The organism is Devosia crocina (assembly GCF_900116545.1).
Classification (GTDB): domain Bacteria; phylum Pseudomonadota; class Alphaproteobacteria; order Rhizobiales; family Devosiaceae; genus Devosia; species Devosia crocina.
Window position 1 is genome coordinate 332,297 of sequence record NZ_FPCK01000001.1, and the last position, 17,894, is coordinate 350,190.

Here is a 17,894-nt window from a genome sequence, read left to right on the forward strand (position 1 = left end):
AGCGCTCAGTAACCCACGGTGAAGCGTTCACGCGTGTGCTTAGGGTTCTCCAACTCATCGACCAGCGCAATCGCGTAGTCTTCGAACGAGATGCTCGAGCCATTCTCGTTGGACAAGAGTGTATCCTTGCCTAAACGGAACTGGCCGGTGCGCTCGCCTGGGACGAATTCAGCCGATGGGGAGAGGAAGGTCCAGTCCAGATCATCGGTCGACTTGAGAGCGTCGAGGAACTTGGCACCGCCAAGAGCTTCACCCTTATACTCTTCAGGGAACCCAGGCTGATCGACGACGCGCTGACCGGGAGCAACTTCCAGGCTGCCTGCGCCACCAACAACGAGGTAGCGTTTCACACCCGACTTGCGAACGGCATCGATCAGGCTCTGAGCGTCGCTCGACACAAACATGACCGAACTGATGACCGCGTCGTGTCCTGCCAGCAGTTCTGCAAATTTTTCGGTGTCGTAAAGATCGCCCGACACGGAAGTGACGTTGGGCAATGCTTCGATCTTGTCTGCGTTCCGCGCAATCGCGGTAACGATGTGGCCTCGATCCGAAAGCTCCTTGAGGATGCGCGAACCGGCATTCCCTGAAGCGCCAATGAGAACAATCTTCGACATAACACAAATTCCTTGGTATGATTTCTAGACTTGGTCTGGAATTCATACCGTGAACCGCTTTCCTGAAGTTCACAAGAAGTCACATTTTGCAGACCTGGTCAGGCCGGACTGACCTTGCATCTAGGAGGCGGAACTCGTGGTTGCCGATATCGAATTCGAACAGCCTTGTCCCATCCGCGACGTGCTCGACAGGATAGGCGACCAGTGGAGCCTGCTCGTTCTGGAAGCACTTGATGGCCGCACCTTGCGCTTCAACGAGCTCATGCGAGCGGTTGGCGATATCTCTAAACAGATGCTGTCTACGACGGTCCGGCGCCTTGAGCAGGACGGCTTTATCGCAAGGGTGCTCTATCCAGAGGTGCCCCCGCGGGTTGAATATTCACTCACACCGCTTGGATCGTCTTTTCTGTTGCCGTTGAAAACCCTGATCAGCTGGGCGGATACCAATCACCGCGCTGTCGTCGAGGCTCGGAAGCGCTACTCCACGCGATAGCGGCGGCACTGTTCATTCTTCAGGAAACCACCGTTCAGCAAAAGCTGGTTGAGTTTCCGACTGGGCAGTCGCATATGAGCCCTCGTTGAAGCAAAGCCGATCCGCAAATCGGCCGCGCACTGTTCGAGGAAGCTGAGATGGCTATTTCCAGACGCAATGTTCTTATCGGTGGTGCCAGCGCTATTGGTGGTGCCTTGGTCGGCGGCGCGGCCGGAGCCTATTTCGGATCAACACCGGGATGGCGGATGCCCTCGCATGTCCCAATGGCTGAGCCGGTGCAAACCGTGCGTGAGCTTCCTTCACAGGCCGACGTGGTCGTGATCGGGGGCGGCATTGCCGGTATCTCAACGGCTCTCTTCCTCAACGAACGTGGCCTCAGCACCGTCGTTCTTGAGAAGGGCGTGGTGGCGGGCGAGCAGTCCAGCCGGGCTTTTGGATGGATTTATTCCAATGGCTGGGATCTGGGCAAGCTGGAGCTGACCAATCGATCCAAAACTATCTGGCAAGGCTTTGCAGAGCGCTTTGGCGAAGACATCGGTTTTCGCCAATCCGGCAATTTCTCGCTACTGGCAACGGACGATGACGTTCAAGGCAGTGCCGAGTGGCTCCGGAACGCTCTTGAGGTTCAGCCGCAGATGGACGCCCGCATCGTAACCGGCTCTGAACTCGACGCGCTCATCCCCGGCGCTTCAGAGAGCTATACCGCAGCCCTTTACCAGGCCAGCGACGGCACCGCGGAACCCACATGGTCCGTTTCGCGCATTGCCCGGGGTGCCATTCGAGAAGGCGTTCGCATCGTGGCCCCCGTTGCCGCCCGGACCATCGAACGCGAAGCGGGTCGAGTAGCAGGCGTCCATACCGAGGCGGGGTATATTCGCGCCAAGGCTGTGGTCATCGCAGGGGGAGCCTGGTCATCGCTCTTTGCAGGCAATGCTGGGGTCAAGCTTGCGCAGTTGGCCATCAACTCGTCGATGCAGCGCATCAGTCGGGTTGCGGGCGCTCTGCCCGGTGCCGGCTATGGTCCCGACTTTGCCTGGCGCATGATGGCCAATGGCGAAACGGCGGTAGGCGTTTCGAGCAATGTGTCGCCCATCACGCGGGATAGCTTCCGTTACCTTTTCGACTTCATGCCAGCGCTCGAGCACTCAGGTGGTCTGATCAAGGTCCGACCATCAAGCGACTTCTTTGCGTCCCTTCATATTCCGTCGCACTGGTCTGCGGATGAAGTCTCGCCTTTCGAACACGTGCGGATGTTGTCAGCCAATGTGGACACCGCCGAGACCGGTCTTGCGCTCGCCAATCTGCGTCGCGCTTACCCGCAGTATGATCAAGCCACCGTGCTTGAAACCTGGGCGGGGATGATCGATGCCACTCCGGATTCGACCCAGTACATCGGCGAAGTGCCCGATGTTCCGGGGCTCTTCGTGATCACTGGATTTTCGGGCAATGGCCTCACCACCGCACCCGCCTCCGGTGAGCTTGTCGCTCAGATGATCGCGGGTGAAACCACTATCGTGGACCCGGCCATCTACAGGCTGAACCGCTTTAGCGACGGATCGGAATACGTGTTCCGGCACTAATTCTCAGCTCGAGGAAATGTCATGCCACGCCCCAGAGAGATTGATCGCAACCGCATTCTTGATGCTGCTGAAGCTGTGATGGTGGAAAGTGGAGGGCGCGGTTTCACGCTCGATGCAGTGGCCGAGCGCGCAGGTATAAGCAAGGGTGGCTTGGTTTACAGCTACGCTTCGAAAGAGATGCTGATTGCTGCGGCTCTCGAGCGAGAACTGCAACGCTTTTTGAAGGACTGGGGGGCGTTGGCGGACCTGACCGATGGCTCACCGGAGGCGGTTCTTGGCGCCTATGTGACCGAAATCCTGACCCAGGATGCAGATCATCTGCGCACCGCATCCCTGCTGATGACCGCTCTTTCCTATGCCCCCGATGTATCAGCGCCTGGCCGTGATTTTTACCGCGCGATCTTCAGGCACTTCGATGACACGACGGCACGCGGCCGCGACATCAGGCAAGCTATCCTGGCGATCGAGGGGCTGTTCCTGCTGCAAGGACTTGGCCTTGTGCCTGCGGATCACGACGAGTGGCATTCGGTGGTTGAACATGCTTTGGCAACCCTGCAGCGGCCCGCTTAACCACTTCTCCAACGCCTGACACTCACAGGATCGCGTATCATGAAAAGCTCGACCGCCTATGTCCAAACGGCAAACGCCAGTCGCTATCTTCAGCAATTGTGCAAGCACTGGAGCCACCGGTTCACCGTTGATTTCACGCCTGAAGAGGGCAGCATTGATTTTGGCGATGGCGAGGGCACGGTCGAACTTGCCGCCAGCCGGACACAACTGCGCGTTCAGGTTTCGATCGAAGATAGCGGCGATCTGCCAGGATTGGAGCGAGTTGTCGCCGAGCATCTGGCCCGCTTTGGCTTTCGCGAGGAGCTAATCTTCGATTGGCAGCCGGGCTGATCCTGTCAGCACTTCACACTCAATACCGCTTCTCAAACATGGGCCGAAACAGCCTGTGAGGTAAACTTCATGACTACTCCAATCCGGAACCCGTCAGTCTTTTCCGGCGTGGCCGTTGCCTTGGGTCTCATTACCCTGCTCGGCCCGGCATCCATCGACATGTATCTGCCTTCCATGCCCGCAATGGCTGGAGAACTGCAGACTGACTACTCTACCGTACAGATTACCTTAACCGTGTTCCTTCTGGCCCTGGGCGGAGGGCAACTGATCTTTGGGCCGCTCATCGACGCTTTGGGACGGCGCCGGCCGCTGCTTTTTGCCGTCGTCACCTTTGTCTGCGCTTCGCTGTGGTCGGCTCTGGCTCAGTCGGTTGAGATCCTTATCGTGGCCCGGCTCGTTCAGGGCCTAGCCGCGTCACTCGCAGTCGTGACGGCCATGAGCAGCGTACGCGACGTTGCTGAAGGTGTGCGCGCAACGCAGCTATTTGCGCTTCTGATGACCATACAGGGACTCGGCCCGGTTCTTGCGCCTGCTGCCGGAGGGCTTATCGGGTCTGCGTTTGGCTGGCGTACCGTTTTCCTCGTATTGGGCGGGTTGGGCATTGTGGTTCTTCTCAGCAGCATAGTCCTGCTACCCGAATCCTTGCCTATCGCCAAACGTGCGCCGTTGCGGTTCAAAGAAATTGGCAAAACATATGGGGAGATTGTCACAGACAAGCGGTTCCTCTTGCCTGCCATGTCTCTGGCCGGTGCCTTTATCTTCCTCTTTGCCTACATTGGCGGTTCGTCGTTCGCTTACCAGGAGCTCTATGGCATCTCGTCCACCAGTTTCGGTCTGGTGTTCGGCGGAACGGGCCTCGCCGTGCTCTTCGGCGCCATGGCGAGCGCCAAGCTCGCCGCACGAGTCTCGGTAGAAAAGCTGGCCGCGGCGGGTGCATCGGCGATACTGTTTGGTGCGTTGATCGCACTGGTATCCGCATCCGCCCCGGTCGGACTCTACGGCATCGTGCCCGGCATGTTCATCGCGCTCGGTGGCTTGGGGATCGCTGAAACGACGCTCATGTCCATTGCGCTCTCCACCCGCAACACAGCCCTTGGCGCCAGTGCTGCAGTGCTGGGCGCTGGTCCAATGATCTTGGGGGCAGCCGCCACTCCAATCTCAGCATTTCTGGTCGAGCAAGGTGCCATCTTCTGGACGGCTCTTTTATTTGGCATAGCCCTCGTCACCGTTCTCCTGACGCTGGCCAGCGCCCGCATGATCCGCCAGGCTGGTGTCGTCGTTGCGGTTGGGCATTAGGGTGAATGCGGAAGCAAAGCGGCACCTTCCGCATCTCCCGGCATCCATCTTTTTGGCAGAGCAGCACGAGCTCTGTGCTGCCGTTCTCGGAAAGGTATAGCTGATCTACATCCAACGTAGGATTTCTACTGTCTTTCTTTCATGAACGGGCAATCCGTCAATGAAGGGATGGTTCATGCGCGGCAGATCTTTAGAACTAGCCCTCGGGCAAGGCACATCTCAAGACCAAGAGCTACTATCGAGGAGCTCCATTCTACCTGGTAGCAGTCTCCCCACCCCGCAATATTTCCGATCAAGAGCTCTCCCAAGGAGACTATCATGCTAACCCGCCGCTCACTTCTTGCAGGATCAGCCGCAACATTCGCTGCCGGACTGGCTGTGACTGGCCACGCCAAAGGTGGCCCAAGCGCTGGCGTCACCTCGGCTGGGGCACCGCTTAGAATCGGAAAAGTCGCTTTGAACGTGCGCGACCTCGACACGATGAGCGCCTTTTATCAGCAGGTTGTCGGGCTCATTCAGATTGAAAGCGCCGGGCAAACCGTTCTCCTTGGGGTGGATGGCGCAGTGCTGCTCGAACTGCGGGGGAACGCCGATCTGCGTTTTGCAAGTCCTTTAGACGCTGGCCTATTCCATACAGCCTTCCTTCTCCCTACACGCGCAGACCTCGGAAGCTGGCTGCTGAATGCGGTCAGGCTGGGTGTGCCGATACAGGGGGCGTCAGACCATATGGTTAGTGAGGCCATCTATCTGGCCGATCCTGAAGGAAATGGGATTGAGATCTATTGGGATCGTCCGAGCCAAGATTGGACCTGGCGCGATGGCATGGTCGAGATGTCAACGCTGGGCTTGGATGTGCAAAGCCTTGCCGAGGTCGCGCGGATGAACATCTGGAACGGGCTGCCGAGCGGTTCCTCTATTGGCCATGTTCACCTGCAGGTCGGAGACATTCTGGCAGCACAGGCTTTCTACTCAGAGCTGCTTGGCATGGACATCGTTCACCGCGTTAGTGGGGCAAGTTTCTACTCAAGCGGGGGTTATCACCACCATATTGCGACTAATGTCTGGAATAGCATTGGTGCTAGCACTCGGACCGAAGGAACGACCGGCCTAGCGTCTTTCGAGCTGATCGCGAACAACCCCACGCTTTACAATGACGTGTTTGCCAGGCTGAACACCTTCGCTACCCACTCACATGAAGATCGGGTTGAGGTGGAAGATCCTTGGGGCACTACCGTGATCCTCCGATCAGCATGAGCTACCAGCCTGTCGGCAAGTGACACCATCTCGGATGTTCGAGCAGCGCAACCTCCGCTCCATAACTCGCGGTTTTGATTGCTCGTATCTTTGTGGTGGCACGATTGTACGAGAATGTGCCCACTCTTCCCTCGCCTGGTTGCGACACTTCCTCACTGGACATAAGCGGAACGAAATCAGAATGTGCAGTTGAGCCTTGCTACTTACCTACAAAACCAGCGAAAGCGTCAGGGTCGATGAACCAACAAGAGGACGATCGGATCGCGGAGGAAATCCGCAGTTCGATCAGCGGACCGGATCCGTTCGCCGCCGCCGTGCGGTCAACGCGCATGCCCATGGTCATAGCCGACGCACGCTTGCCCGACGCGCCGATCGTGTTTGTCAACGACGCCTTCCTCAAGCTCACAGGGTACGAGCGTTCAGAGATACTCGGGCGGAACTGCCGGTTTCTTCAAGGCAAGGGGACGAACAGTCATGATGTGGCAAAGGTCCGCGAAGCCATCGCGACAGCGACCCCGATCGAGATCGATCTGCTCAACTACAAGAAGGACGGCACCCACTTCTGGAACCGCCTCTTCATCAAGCCCGTGTTCCACGAAGGCGAACTAACCTACTTCTTCGCGTCGCAGTACGACGCCACGATGGAACGCGAGCGCTTGGTGCAATTGCAGCGCGACCGCGACGAACTAGAGGCCGAGGTGGCAAAAAACTCTGCCGCCTTGCGCGCCAGCGAGGAGCGTCTCCGATTCGCGCTCGAGGCAGGCCGCCTCGGCGTCTGGACGATCGATCTGACTACCGGTGAACTCACCGCCTCGGATATCTGCAAGTCCATCTGTGGCCGGGCTCCGACCGACTCCCTGACGCTTGAGGAGCTGCGGGCGTCGATCCATCCGGACGACCGGTCGCTCCAGGTGGAGGCGATCGACGAAGCCATAGCCAACAGATCGCTTCTCGATGCCGAGTATCGGCTGACGACCCCCGCGGGCGAAGAGCGCTGGGTGCAGATCCGTGGCCAGGCGCACTATGATGCCGATGGAAAGCCGCTCACCATCACCGGCACCACCCAAGACGTGACCGGTCGCCGGGTCGCCCAGGGACATCGCGCTTTGCTCGCGCGGGAGATGAGCCACCGGGTCAAGAACACCTTGGCCTCGCTCCATTCCGTCATTGCTCAAACGCTTCGGCGTTCGTCGTCACTCGAGGAAGCCGGTAAGACCATCTCGGCCCGCATATATGCGATGGCTGCAGCCAACGATCTGCTGATCACCGAAAACTTCGGCAGCGCGGGTATGCGGGACCTGATCCTTCGGACGCTGGCGCCATTCGGTGTCGATGACGGCCAGCGCTTCCGCCTCGCCGGTCCGGACGTGCGGCTGCCGCCCCAGGTCGTTGTCGCCTATGCACTCGCGCTGCATGAACTCGCTACCAATGCGAGTAAGTATGGCGCGCTGTCCAATGCGAATGGGCAGGTGACCATGGATTGGACAGTCGAGGAAGGTAGCTTGCTCAAGCTTGTCTGGGAGGAAAGCGGCGGCCCATCCGTCGTGCCGCCGGAGAAGACCAGTTTCGGGACACAGCTGATCCAACGCGTCCTTTCCACCGAGCTCGGCGGCAAGGCGACGATGGATTACCGACCAGCCGGTGTGGTGTTCACGGCGATCGCGCCGCTAGGGGACGCGCGCACCGAGGTGTCAGCGTGAAGCCGCGCGCTTCTTGAGGGGCTCCGGCTTCTGCCCGTCAGGCAGCAGTTCCTGAAGCCTGTCATAGACCACGTCTGCGCTGAATGGCTTCCGGACGAACACGGCGTTTGGCGGAAGTTCCCCGTCCTCAGGCGACATGACGACGCCTGACGCTATCAGGATGCGAATATCCGGCCAAAGCCTGGAACACTCCTGCGCCAAGTCGAAACCGTTCAACTCGCCGGGGGGCATCTGGACGTCGGTGAACAGGAGCTGGATGCTCTCCCCAGCTTCCTTGAGGATCGCTACAGCTTGGTCGTAGCCGGCGGCCTCGTACACCCTGAAGCCCGCATCTGTGAGGATATCTGCTGCGTCCATGCGTATGATCGCATCATCGTCCGCGACAAGGGCGAAGGGCGTGAAGTCGTCGGACATAGAGGGGTTGCTCCAATTGGCGGTCTTCCCGAACGCGTCAGGCGGCCACTTCGATGCTTTCTGTCCAAACTTTACCTACCGAATTCGTCATAGTGGTGAGGGCTGCCGACCATTGCAAATGCTCGACGAGCGACACGGCCATAACCAACAGCTGGAATAGGGCGTACTGTTGCGGCTTCCGGACAGACTCTACGCGTCAATGGCCTGGCTGAATTCTCCCACGCTCTTTGCCATGCTGTAGCTCGTATCGCCGGTCACGATAGCACCAAGAAGCGGCGCAGCAATGCCGGCCTTGCGCAAAGCCAAGGCGTCTCGCGGCGTTAATTGCAACTGGCTTGGCACGATGACAGGCACATCAACCGCAGAAACGATTTCGGCATATCGACGCAGATCCTCCTCTCCCATAGCCGTCCGATACCGCTCGAAAGGCATGATGGAAGCTTCGATGATGCAGCCTGGGATGGCAGCGATTTTCACCACATCTTCGGGCGTACTGGTCGCGGCCAAGGCAGGCATGGGTCGGAGCTTTGACTGCAAGAGATGCGGCTGCAGGTGGTCGACGTAGACGTTGAACCCTTCAAAGCCCAGTTCATGAAGGGCAACCATCTCCTCTGCAGTCGGCACAGTTTCCTGGCCAGCCATGACGAGGAGCGGGCACCCGAGTTTGGCCAATTCCTCGAAGAATGGGCGTTCTTCGGCAAAGGAGCCGAAGATCGTGCCGGTGGCGCGATGATAGGCGTTGAGGTGGGTTTTTATCGCATAGGCGCCATTGTCGAGCGCGGCTTTGGCGAGGTCGAGATCGTGCCGGGCCAGCGAGACGATGATCGGGAAACTGCCGTCGGTGAGTTTTTGATAAAGCGGGGTCGTTGCGTACATCAGTTGATCCTCTGGCCGTTCGCGGCATCGAAAAGATGGATGGCAGCAAGGTCGGGCAGGATGCGGATGGTTTCGCCGGGGCGTGCGGCGACGCGTTCGCGGAAGACGCCGGTGACGACGTGTTCGCCGAGGGTCATGGTGACCTGGGTTTCCGAGCCCATCGGTTCGACCAGCGAAACAGTGGCCGGGAGGCCGTCAGGCGAAATTTGGAAATGCTCAGGGCGGATGCCGTAGCTGGCTGGGCCAGTTGCAGTGATGCCAGCAGGCAGGGGCAGGGTAACGCCGGCCGCCTTGAATTGATTGCCTTCAAGCGTGCCGCCGAGAATGTTCATGGCCGGTGAGCCGATGAAACCGGCGACAAAAAGATTGGCAGGGCGATCATAAAGGTCGAGCGGCGCGCCGACCTGTTCGACCCTGCCTGCATTCATCACGACGATCCGGTCGGCCATGGTCATGGCTTCGATCTGGTCATGCGTTACATAGACGGTGGTGACGCCGAGGCGCTGGTGAAGGCCCTTGATTTCGCCGCGCATGACAACGCGCAGCTTGGCATCTAGATTGCTCAGTGGTTCGTCGAACAGAAAAACCTGCGGGTTGCGCACAATGGCGCGGCCCATGGCGACGCGCTGGCGCTGACCGCCCGAGAGCTGGCGCGGGTAGCGATCCAGAAGATGGGAAAGGTCGAGAATATCGGCGGCCCATTTGACGCGCTCGGCGATTTCGGACTTCGACCCGCCCCGGTGCTCGAGCGAAAAGCCCATATTGGTGGCGACGGTCATATGGGGATAGAGCGCATAGTTCTGGAACACCATGGCGATGTCCCGGTCCTTGGGCTCGAGGTCGTTGACGACGCGATCACCGATGCGGATGTCGCCATTGGTGATGGTTTCAAGGCCCGCGATCATGCGGAGGAGGGTCGACTTTCCGCAACCCGAGGGGCCGACGAGAACGATGAACTCGCCATCGGCGATATCGACGTCGATGCCATGCAGGATCTGGACTTCGCCATAGGCTTTTCTGACGGACTGGAGCGAAACGGGGGCCATGGATCAGCCTTTCAGACCGGTATGGGCGAGACCTTCGACGAATTGCTTCTGCGCAACGATGAAGACCAGGAGAACGGGGATTGCGGTCATGGTGGCCGCAGCAAGCTGGATGTTCCACATGGCACCGCCATAAGCGTCGGTGAACTGGGTGAGCGCCTGGGGCAGGGTGAACATGTGGGTCGAAGAAAGGAACACGATGGGCTCGAGGTAAAGATTCCACGAGTGAAGGAAAGTGAAGATCGCAACGGCGCCGAGCGCAGGCTTGGCGAGGGGCAGGGCGATGGTCCAGAAAATCTTGAACCGGCCAAGGCCATCGACGCGCGCCGCCTCTTCGAGCTCGCCGGGCAGGGCGATGAAGAACTGGCGCATGACGAAGGTCGCAAAGACCGAGGGCGCGCCAAAGATCGGCACAAGGATCAGCGGCCAGTGCGTATTGATCATGCCCCAGCCGAGGAACATCTGGAACAGCGGCACGATGGTGACCTCGGACGGGATCAGAAGGCCCAGCAAGACGATCATGAAGATGGCATTGCTGAACGGGAACTTAATCCGCGCAAAGGCATAGCCGGCCATGGAGGAGACGACCATGGTGCCTGCCGTGACGATGGCGGCGATATAGGCCGAATTCCAATATTGCTGCGCAAAGGGCTGCAATTCGAAGACGCGGCTATAGGTCGAAAAGTCGAAGCGGCGCGGCCAGAGATCGGGCGGGAAGGCGAAGATGTCGCTGATCGGTTTGACCGACGAGGTGATCATCCACCAGGTGGGAAAGACGAACGGAATGAGCAGCACGCACATCAACCCATAAAGGGCGACGCGCAGCCGGGGGGACAGGTCAGTTCTCATAGAAGACGATCCGCTTGCGCATCTGCCACTGGATGAAGGTGAGCACCGCGACGATCAGGAAAAGAAGGATGGAGAGCGTCGAGCCATAGCCGAAGAAATTGAACTGGAAGGCCTGTTGATAGAGGTAATAGACCAATACGGTGGTCGAGACGCCGGGTCCGCCCTTGGTCAGGATGGCGATCTGCGCAAAGACCTGCAGCGAGCCGACGATGGTGATGATCGAGGTAAGGAGGATCGTCGGCGAGATCATCGGCAGGGTGATGCGGCGGAATTGCTTGAAGGGGCTCGCGCCGTCGACACGTGCAGCCTCGTAGAGTTCCTTGGGCACGCCCTGAAGGGCGGCGAGGAACAGGATCATGTTGAGCCCGACATTCTTGAACACCTGCACGACGACGACCGAAATCATCGCGGTGGTCGGGGTGCGCAGCCAGTTGGGGCCCTCAATGCCGAAGACGGCGAGGATGCCGTTGATGCCGCCATTGGCCTGCAGCAGAAAACTCCAGACGATGGTCCAGGCAACGAGCGAGACGACGACGGGCGAGAAGAACAACGTCCGGAAAACGACGATGCCCTTGAGTTTTTGGTCGAGCAGCACGGCCAGCAAAAGAGCAAGGCTGAGGTTTAGCACCACCAGCCCCGCAGAGAAAATCGCCGACGCCAGGAGAACAGGCGGCAGGTTCGGATCGCGCAGCAGCATCTGGTAATTGGCATCACCGACAAAGGTGAAGGTGTTCGCCAAAACGTTCCATTCGTGCATGGAATAGTAGAATACGAGCCCGAGCGGGATCAGCACGAAAGTGATGATGCCAAGAAGCTGTGGCGCGATGAAAAGGTACCCGGCAGCCGCATCCTTGCGGGCGATGGTCCAGAAGGGGCGCTTTTGATTGGCGGCGCTGTGATCGGTCATTTCGCCTCAGTGGTCGAAAAACTCCCCGGCACGCTGCCGGGGAGGGAGCTTTGAGCTTAGCGGGCAAGCAGCGGATTGATGCTGGTGCAGACGTTGCCGAGGACGCTGGCAACATCGGCATCAGCGACCCAGAGGGCGTCGAGCGAGGCGCGTACGGTCTGCTGGATCTGGGCGAAGTTCGCGCGACCAGCGATCACCTGGCCATTAGCAATGCCGTTGACCACTACGTCTTCGATCTGCTCAGGCGAGAGCAGCGGATTGGTCGCCGAAAGCGTCTCGGTGTTGAGAAGGCCTGCGCGGGCCGGCGGGAAGAAGGACGCCAGCTTTTCGCTGTTTTCCGGATTGGTCATATAGGCCAAAAATTCGACAGCCACATCGGTGTTGGGGCGGTTGGCAAAGGCGCCGACGCCGGCCTGGCCGACAACGGAATAGGATCCGGCTGGGCCTTCGGGCAGGGGCACCAGATCCCAGTCGAAGCCATCTTCGGGAAGCAGTGAGGCGCGCGAAATCTGCGTCACCGTCATGGCCGCGTCGCCAGCGAAAAAGTCGACATTTTCGCCCGGTCCCGGCATCGAGCCATCGACGAAGACCGCATTGTGAAAGGCGGTCAGGGCGTCGATCATGGGCTGTTCGGCAAAGGTGCAGGTCTTGCCATCGGCGCTCCAGCTATCGGCGCCCCAGCCACGCCAGAACGCAGTCAGGTTCTGCCAGTTCTGGAAGTTGAAGTCGCGGATGACGATGCCGTCCTTGCCGGCATCGGCGACCGCCTTGGCGCTGGCCAAGGCATTGTCCCAGGTCCATTCGCCGGCCGCGATCAGCTCGGCAGGCGTCTGGGCGCCGGCCTCGGTGATGAGGTCGTTGTTGACGAACATCGCGAAGGGCGAGGTCGAGAATGGATAGGCGTAAAGCTGGCCATCCCGGGTCCAGAGGGCAGTCGCCGATTCCGTCACATCGTCGAGCGCATAGCCTTCGGTCGCGCCGAATGCTTCAGTCAGGGGCGCAAGGGCACCGGAGCTGACGAAGTCGACCGCGCTGGTTTCGAAAATCCAGGCAAGGTCAGGCGCATTGCCGCCGGCGATCTGAGTGGTCAGCGTCGTGGTGTAATTATCGAAGGGCAGGGGCTCGAACGTGACCGAGACGTTCGGGTGCGTTTCCTTGAACCCTTCGGCGATCTCGTTGAAGAGCGCCAGGTGCGCCTCGTTGGCGCTCCAGATGGTCATGCGCAGATTGACCGCATCCTGGGCCCAGGAGACTCCGCCCCAGGCGAGGGGCAGGAGAATGCCGGCTGTGGCCGCCGTGGCTTTGAGCATCGAAAGTCTGGTCATCGTTTCCTCCGTTGATGAGCCGATCAGTAGCCGCGCACGTCTGGCCAGCGGATCTCGACGCCGGCGCGGTAGAGCTGAGCCTGAAAATCTTCGAGTTTGGTGTCGTCGGCCTGCACCTGGTGCGGGGTCAGGCCATTGTTGAGGCAGTGCGCCGCGAGCATGCCGGCAACCTCGCCCACGTTCCATTCAACCGGATGGAGGCGATAGCAACCATTGGTGATATGGGTGGTGCCGAGATTTTTGCCCGCCGGCAGCAGGTTCTTGACGCGGCGCGGCAGAAGCGCGCCGAGCGGGATTTCAAAGGGCGCGGATTCCACATCGACATAGTTGTCGCCACCGGTCGAGGGGTGGAGGTCGATGCGATACATGCCGATGCCGACGCTGTCGCGATAGCTCTTTGAAAGATTATTGCCGTGGACGGTCATTGACACATCCTGCTCGACGATGCGCGTGACGGGCAGAATGCGGCGGCTTTCGCGGATATAGGGCGCCATGGCAAGGCCGTGGTCGGTGCCGGTGACGTCGCCGCGGAGGCGCAGGCCGGGGAAACCCTGGCCGCCATCGAGACGTGGCGCTTCGGTTTGCAGCCAATAAAAGACCGAGTAGGAGAGATCGGCGGCAGCCTTGAGGTGCTTTGCCTTCTCCTCTTCGGAAACGTCGATGATGGTCGATTCCATGTAGTCGATCATCGGCCAGTTCACGAGGCAGATGTCGGACTGATAGGCGCCGGGCTGGAAATTGCGGCGTGCGGCGATGCGGCGGAAGGTCCAGAGATTGCCGTCGCCGGCATTGCGGCGCTGGTCGGCATCGACCAGGAGCGGATCATCATCGGGATTTGGGGTAAAGGAGCGTTCGGTGATTTCGAGCGTGCGCGGATGCGGCGCCTTGAAGCCGAGCAGCGGTCCGCCCCAGAATTCAGGCTGATACTTGCGCCAGAAATCGTAGTTTTCCGGCTTGTCGATGGTCTGGTCGCCATCGACGTGATCGATGGCAAAGCAGACGGACACGGCCTGCACATTGTCGGGCTGGGCGTGATCGGGAGCGCTCGGCTCGCCGGTATCGGATTGCGCCTCAAAACCTTTGGCGTATTCGGTGCCGGTCATCGGCAGGAGATCGCCGAGTTCGGTCGCATCGATCACATAGGGTGCCGAGCAGACGATTTCGTGGCCACTATCGCGATGGCGGAGGGTGATCGCGCGGACCGTGTCGCCGTCGACATCGGCAGCAACGGGGCGATAGGGCTGCAGCACGGTGAGCTTGCCGCCGCCGCGCCAGGGCGCGAGCATGGCTTCAAGAACGGCAAGACCGACGCGCGGCTCAGCGCACAAGCGGCTGACCCAGCCGGCGCCGGGATTGAGATCGCCCCAGGCGCGGCTCTCCGCGGTCAGGGGATAATTGTCGCGATAGTATTGGCGGATGCCACGGCGCAGTTGCTGATAGGAGCGGGTGACGCCGAATTGCTCGACCCAGGAGTGCTCGTCGGGCGGCACGGCCTGGCTCGTCAATTGTCCGCCGATCCAGTCGAATTCCTCGCTCATGATGACGGTGCGGCCCGAGCGCAAGGCGCCGAGGGCTGCAGCGACGCCACCGAGCCCGCCACCAACGATGAGAATGTCTGCGTGAAGCTCTTTGGTCATGTGTTCCGAATGTGTTTGGTAGAAACAGGGCCGAGGGTGTCGCCCTCGACGATGGCGCAATCGAGCAGAACCTGCTCAACCGGGGCGTCATTCTCCACGCGCCGCACCAGCATTTGGGTGGCGGCGCGGCCCATGGCCTCGCGGGGAATGGAGAAGGACGTAAAGCGGCGGCCGTGTTCTTCGGCGCGGATGTGGTTGCCAAGAACGACGATGGAGAGGTCGGCAGGAACGCTGATGCCGCGATGGCGGGCAACGGCGTCGACGGCGATGGCGTCGGCCAATTCGGTGAAGAAGACGCAGGTCGCTCCTGCTGCAAGCAGCGCATCGAGCGTTTCGCCCGGGGGTTGCGCCACGGCAAATTGGGTATGGACGAGGTCTGCGCCACCGAGTGCCGGCTCAAAGCCGATCCAGCGATCGAGGGTCGATTCCGCCCCCTCGTTGAGGCCCACATAGGCGATGCGTTGGTGGCCCAGAGCCTTGGCGCGATCAACGAGCGCTGTCGTCGCGGCAACGTAGCCGCCCCCGACATAGGGCACGGGACCGCCTGCATCGTCGCGGCGGCCAACAGCGACGAATGGGAAGTCGCCGGCAACCAGCCGGGTCAACTCGTCCCGATCGAACTGACGTCCGAGAATGATGCAGCCATCGGCAAGCCTGAGGCGAACATTGTCGCCAAAGATACGCCGCTTGACGCCCGCGCCGGTCAACAGCAGCAGGTCGTAGCCCAGTTCCTGCGCCGCTTCCTCGATGCCGAGGAGAAATGGCGTGAAAAAATCGGCCTGGGCGGAAGGAAATGCCGGCTCATAGGTGAATACACCCAGAATCCGGTTGAGGCCCTTGACCATGCGGCGTGCCACGGGATCGGCGACATAACCGGTTTCGCGAATAACTTTTTGTACGCGTTCGCGTGTCTCGGGTGGAATACGGTTGGCATTCTCAGGCGAACCGTTCAGCACGAAAGACACGGTTGCCTGGCTCACGCCGGCAAGCCTTGCAATGTCCTTCTGTGTCAGTCGCCGCGTCACCATGCCGTTCCCACAATCTGCTAATGCGTATCAGCGCTAATACGCATTACCGCAATGGTATGGCGTCCACAAGCTGTTTTCATCGATCATGTTCGGTAACCTGACGACCTAGATACGATGTTCTCTGCCGGGCCGCGTGGCTCGCTCCTCAACCTGCTGAACAGGCCAAGGCATGTGCCCTTAATCGGTTGAAGCCACACGAAGGCACGCAGTGTTGCTCTGAATGCGGTTCTGACCTCCAACGGTACTCTTGCGAAAAGTCATCATACTTGATATGACTGTGCTAATACGTATTACTAGCGTAGAAGAACATCTGAGCTTCCGAACCGGAAGCCGGGAGGAGAGCATTATGACGAGATTTTCGCGTATTCTTATAACCGGTGCCGCGCTTGCTACGTTGATCATGGCAGCACCTGCCATGGCTGCCACGCCAGATGATCAACTCATCATTGGAACGTCCTTGGCGCAGGTACTCTCCCTCGATCCGCAGCAAGCAACCGAGGTGAAGGCGCAGGAAATCCTGGCCAACACTTATGATCGGCTCGTCCACTTCACCGGAACCTCGGGAACCGATGGCAGCACGATCAAGCCGCAGCTAGCCGAAAGCTGGGAGATCGATGCTACAGGGATCACTTTTTTGCTGCGCGATGCGGAGTTTGCATCAGGCAATCCCGTAACTTCAGATGATGTGGTGTTCTCGCTTGTGCGCCTGCTGAAGCTGGAACTGTCGTCTGCTTCGAGCTTGAAAACTTTCGGCTACAATGCTGACAACATCGAGAGCATGGTTTCAGCCTTAGACAGCAAGACTGTGCGCATCGAGCTGACCGACGACATCACTGCAGAATCCCTGCTGTATCGTCTGGCCGGAGGCTTTGCCAGCATCGTCGACAGCGTTGAGGTGCAAAAGCACGTCAGCAATGGCGACTATGGCAATGAATGGCTGCGCACCAACACGGCAGGATCAGGCCCATATGTCCTCCGGCGCTGGGCGCCTAACGAGATCGTCATGCTTGAGGCCAACGAGCAGTTCTGGGGTGGCCCGACAGCGATGCGTCGCGTGATCTTTCGTCACACGCCTGAAAGCCAGGCTGCACGACTGATGCTGGAGCGCGGCGACATCGATATCGCAAATGCACTTACCGCGGCCGACGTCGCGAATTTCGCCAACAAAGACGGGTTCGAGATCGACCGGGTCAAGACCGGCGGCTTCTATATGCTCGCCATGAACGCCGGCAAGGAACCCCTGGACAACCCGCTGGTCCGTGAAGCGATCGCTCATGGCATCGATTACCAGGGTATCGCTCAAACGATCCTCGGCCCCTATGGCCGGGCGCGCAATGTGCCGGTGCCCGAAGACATTGAAGGCGCCATCGCCAATCCGGATTGGTCGCTCCAACCGGAAAAGGCTCGTCAGCTGCTTGCCGAGGCTGGTTACCCCGAAGGTTTTTCACTCACCCTCAAAACTATTTCTGAGACCCCGCGCGTCGACATGGCGACTGCAATCCAGGCCAATCTCGCCGAGATCGGCATTACCGTGCGCATCCAGCAGGGCAACGGCTCCGATATCATCGCGTCACATCGTGCCCGTGACTTTGAGCTGCTCATTCCCCAGACCTCGTCTGGCGAGCCCACAGCCTTGGGTTCGATCGACAGCTTCACGAACAATCCTGATAATTCGCTCGAGGCCAACAACGCAGGCAACAATGTCTGGCGATCCGCTTGGGACATTCCGGAACTACACGAGTTGCGAGGTGCTGCTAACCGCGAGCGCGACGTGGCCAAGCGGCTCGATATGGTCAGGCTGCTGCAAGAAATGTTCATCGAGCAGAAGCCGGCCGTATTGCCGATGTTCGAGCGTTTCGAGCCCATCGTCGTCAATGCGAAGGTGCAAGGTTACAGTGGTCACCCGCGCTCGCTAACGCGCCTCGACGGTGTCACAAAGTCGGATGTGGATTGATCCGTCGCTTGAAGGAGGGAA

The 17,894-nt window shown here is 59.7% G+C and carries 17 protein-coding genes; 8 read left to right on the forward strand and 9 right to left on the reverse strand.

What is annotated here, in order from left to right:
- Positions 1–5: 5 nt before the first annotated feature.
- Positions 6–617: an NAD(P)-dependent oxidoreductase gene (locus BM364_RS01535; RefSeq protein WP_092419975.1), complete on the reverse strand. Its 612-nt coding sequence runs from the start codon at positions 615–617 to the stop codon at positions 6–8.
- A gap of 136 nt (positions 618–753) precedes the next feature.
- Here BM364_RS01535 and BM364_RS01540 point away from each other — a divergent pair, with 136 nt between their 5' ends.
- From BM364_RS01540 to BM364_RS01570, 7 genes are all read left to right on the forward strand, one after another.
- Positions 754–1,110 carry a winged helix-turn-helix transcriptional regulator gene (locus BM364_RS01540; protein WP_092419978.1) on the forward strand — a complete coding sequence of 119 codons (357 nt, stop codon included), beginning with the start codon at positions 754–756 and terminating at the stop codon, positions 1,108–1,110.
- Between the two features lie 137 nt (positions 1,111–1,247).
- Positions 1,248–2,690, forward strand: a complete 1,443-nt coding sequence (locus BM364_RS01545; protein WP_092419981.1) for an NAD(P)/FAD-dependent oxidoreductase — start codon at positions 1,248–1,250, stop codon at positions 2,688–2,690.
- A gap of 21 nt (positions 2,691–2,711) precedes the next feature.
- Complete coding sequence (locus BM364_RS01550; protein WP_092419984.1) at positions 2,712–3,260, forward strand: TetR/AcrR family transcriptional regulator; 549 nt, start codon at positions 2,712–2,714, stop codon at positions 3,258–3,260.
- A 39-nt stretch (positions 3,261–3,299) separates the two neighbouring features.
- The gene (locus BM364_RS01555) at positions 3,300–3,590 is read left to right on the forward strand and encodes a DUF2218 domain-containing protein (protein ID WP_092419988.1); all 291 of its coding nucleotides are present in this window, start codon (positions 3,300–3,302) and stop codon (positions 3,588–3,590) included.
- A gap of 69 nt (positions 3,591–3,659) precedes the next feature.
- Positions 3,660–4,886, forward strand: coding sequence for a multidrug effflux MFS transporter (locus BM364_RS01560; protein ID WP_092419990.1), 1,227 nt, complete (start codon positions 3,660–3,662; stop codon positions 4,884–4,886).
- A 378-nt stretch (positions 4,887–5,264) separates the two neighbouring features.
- Entirely contained in the window at positions 5,265–6,140 is an 876-nt protein-coding gene (locus tag BM364_RS01565; protein ID WP_280140640.1) for a VOC family protein, read from the forward strand.
- 236 nt (positions 6,141–6,376) lie between these two features.
- Positions 6,377–7,840 carry a PAS domain-containing protein gene (locus tag BM364_RS01570; protein ID WP_092419996.1) on the forward strand — a complete coding sequence of 488 codons (1,464 nt, stop codon included), beginning with the start codon at positions 6,377–6,379 and terminating at the stop codon, positions 7,838–7,840.
- On the opposite strand, the gene BM364_RS01575 is transcribed toward BM364_RS01570, so the two are convergent.
- From BM364_RS01575 to BM364_RS01610, 8 genes are all read right to left on the reverse strand, one after another.
- On the reverse strand, positions 7,832–8,254 hold the full coding sequence (locus tag BM364_RS01575) for a response regulator (protein ID WP_092419999.1): 423 nt from the start codon (positions 8,252–8,254) through the stop codon (positions 7,832–7,834). The two genes, BM364_RS01570 and BM364_RS01575, sit on opposite strands and share 9 nt — an antisense overlap.
- A gap of 189 nt (positions 8,255–8,443) precedes the next feature.
- Positions 8,444–9,130, reverse strand: a complete 687-nt coding sequence (locus tag BM364_RS01580; protein ID WP_092420002.1) for a hypothetical protein — start codon at positions 9,128–9,130, stop codon at positions 8,444–8,446.
- Entirely contained in the window at positions 9,130–10,176 is a 1,047-nt protein-coding gene (locus BM364_RS01585) for an ABC transporter ATP-binding protein (protein WP_092420005.1), read from the reverse strand. The genes BM364_RS01580 and BM364_RS01585 overlap by 1 nt, the downstream gene beginning before the upstream one ends.
- Positions 10,177–10,179: 3 nt before the next feature.
- Positions 10,180–11,022, reverse strand: a complete 843-nt coding sequence (locus BM364_RS01590; protein ID WP_092420008.1) for a carbohydrate ABC transporter permease — start codon at positions 11,020–11,022, stop codon at positions 10,180–10,182.
- The gene (locus BM364_RS01595) at positions 11,012–11,929 is read right to left on the reverse strand and encodes a carbohydrate ABC transporter permease (protein ID WP_092420011.1); all 918 of its coding nucleotides are present in this window, start codon (positions 11,927–11,929) and stop codon (positions 11,012–11,014) included. The genes BM364_RS01590 and BM364_RS01595 overlap by 11 nt, the downstream gene beginning before the upstream one ends.
- A gap of 56 nt (positions 11,930–11,985) precedes the next feature.
- Complete coding sequence (locus BM364_RS01600) at positions 11,986–13,254, reverse strand: ABC transporter substrate-binding protein (RefSeq protein WP_092420014.1); 1,269 nt, start codon at positions 13,252–13,254, stop codon at positions 11,986–11,988.
- 23 nt (positions 13,255–13,277) lie between these two features.
- Complete coding sequence (locus tag BM364_RS01605; RefSeq protein ID WP_092420017.1) at positions 13,278–14,891, reverse strand: FAD-dependent oxidoreductase; 1,614 nt, start codon at positions 14,889–14,891, stop codon at positions 13,278–13,280.
- Complete coding sequence (locus BM364_RS01610) at positions 14,888–15,919, reverse strand: LacI family DNA-binding transcriptional regulator (protein ID WP_092420020.1); 1,032 nt, start codon at positions 15,917–15,919, stop codon at positions 14,888–14,890. Before BM364_RS01610 ends, BM364_RS01605 begins: the two co-directional genes overlap by 4 nt.
- Positions 15,920–16,265: 346 nt before the next feature.
- On the opposite strand from BM364_RS01610, the gene BM364_RS01615 reads away from it, so the two are divergent.
- Positions 16,266–17,873 (forward strand): ABC transporter substrate-binding protein, encoded by a 1,608-nt coding sequence (locus tag BM364_RS01615; protein ID WP_092420023.1) that lies wholly within the window; start codon positions 16,266–16,268, stop codon positions 17,871–17,873.
- Positions 17,874–17,894 lie beyond the last annotated feature (21 nt).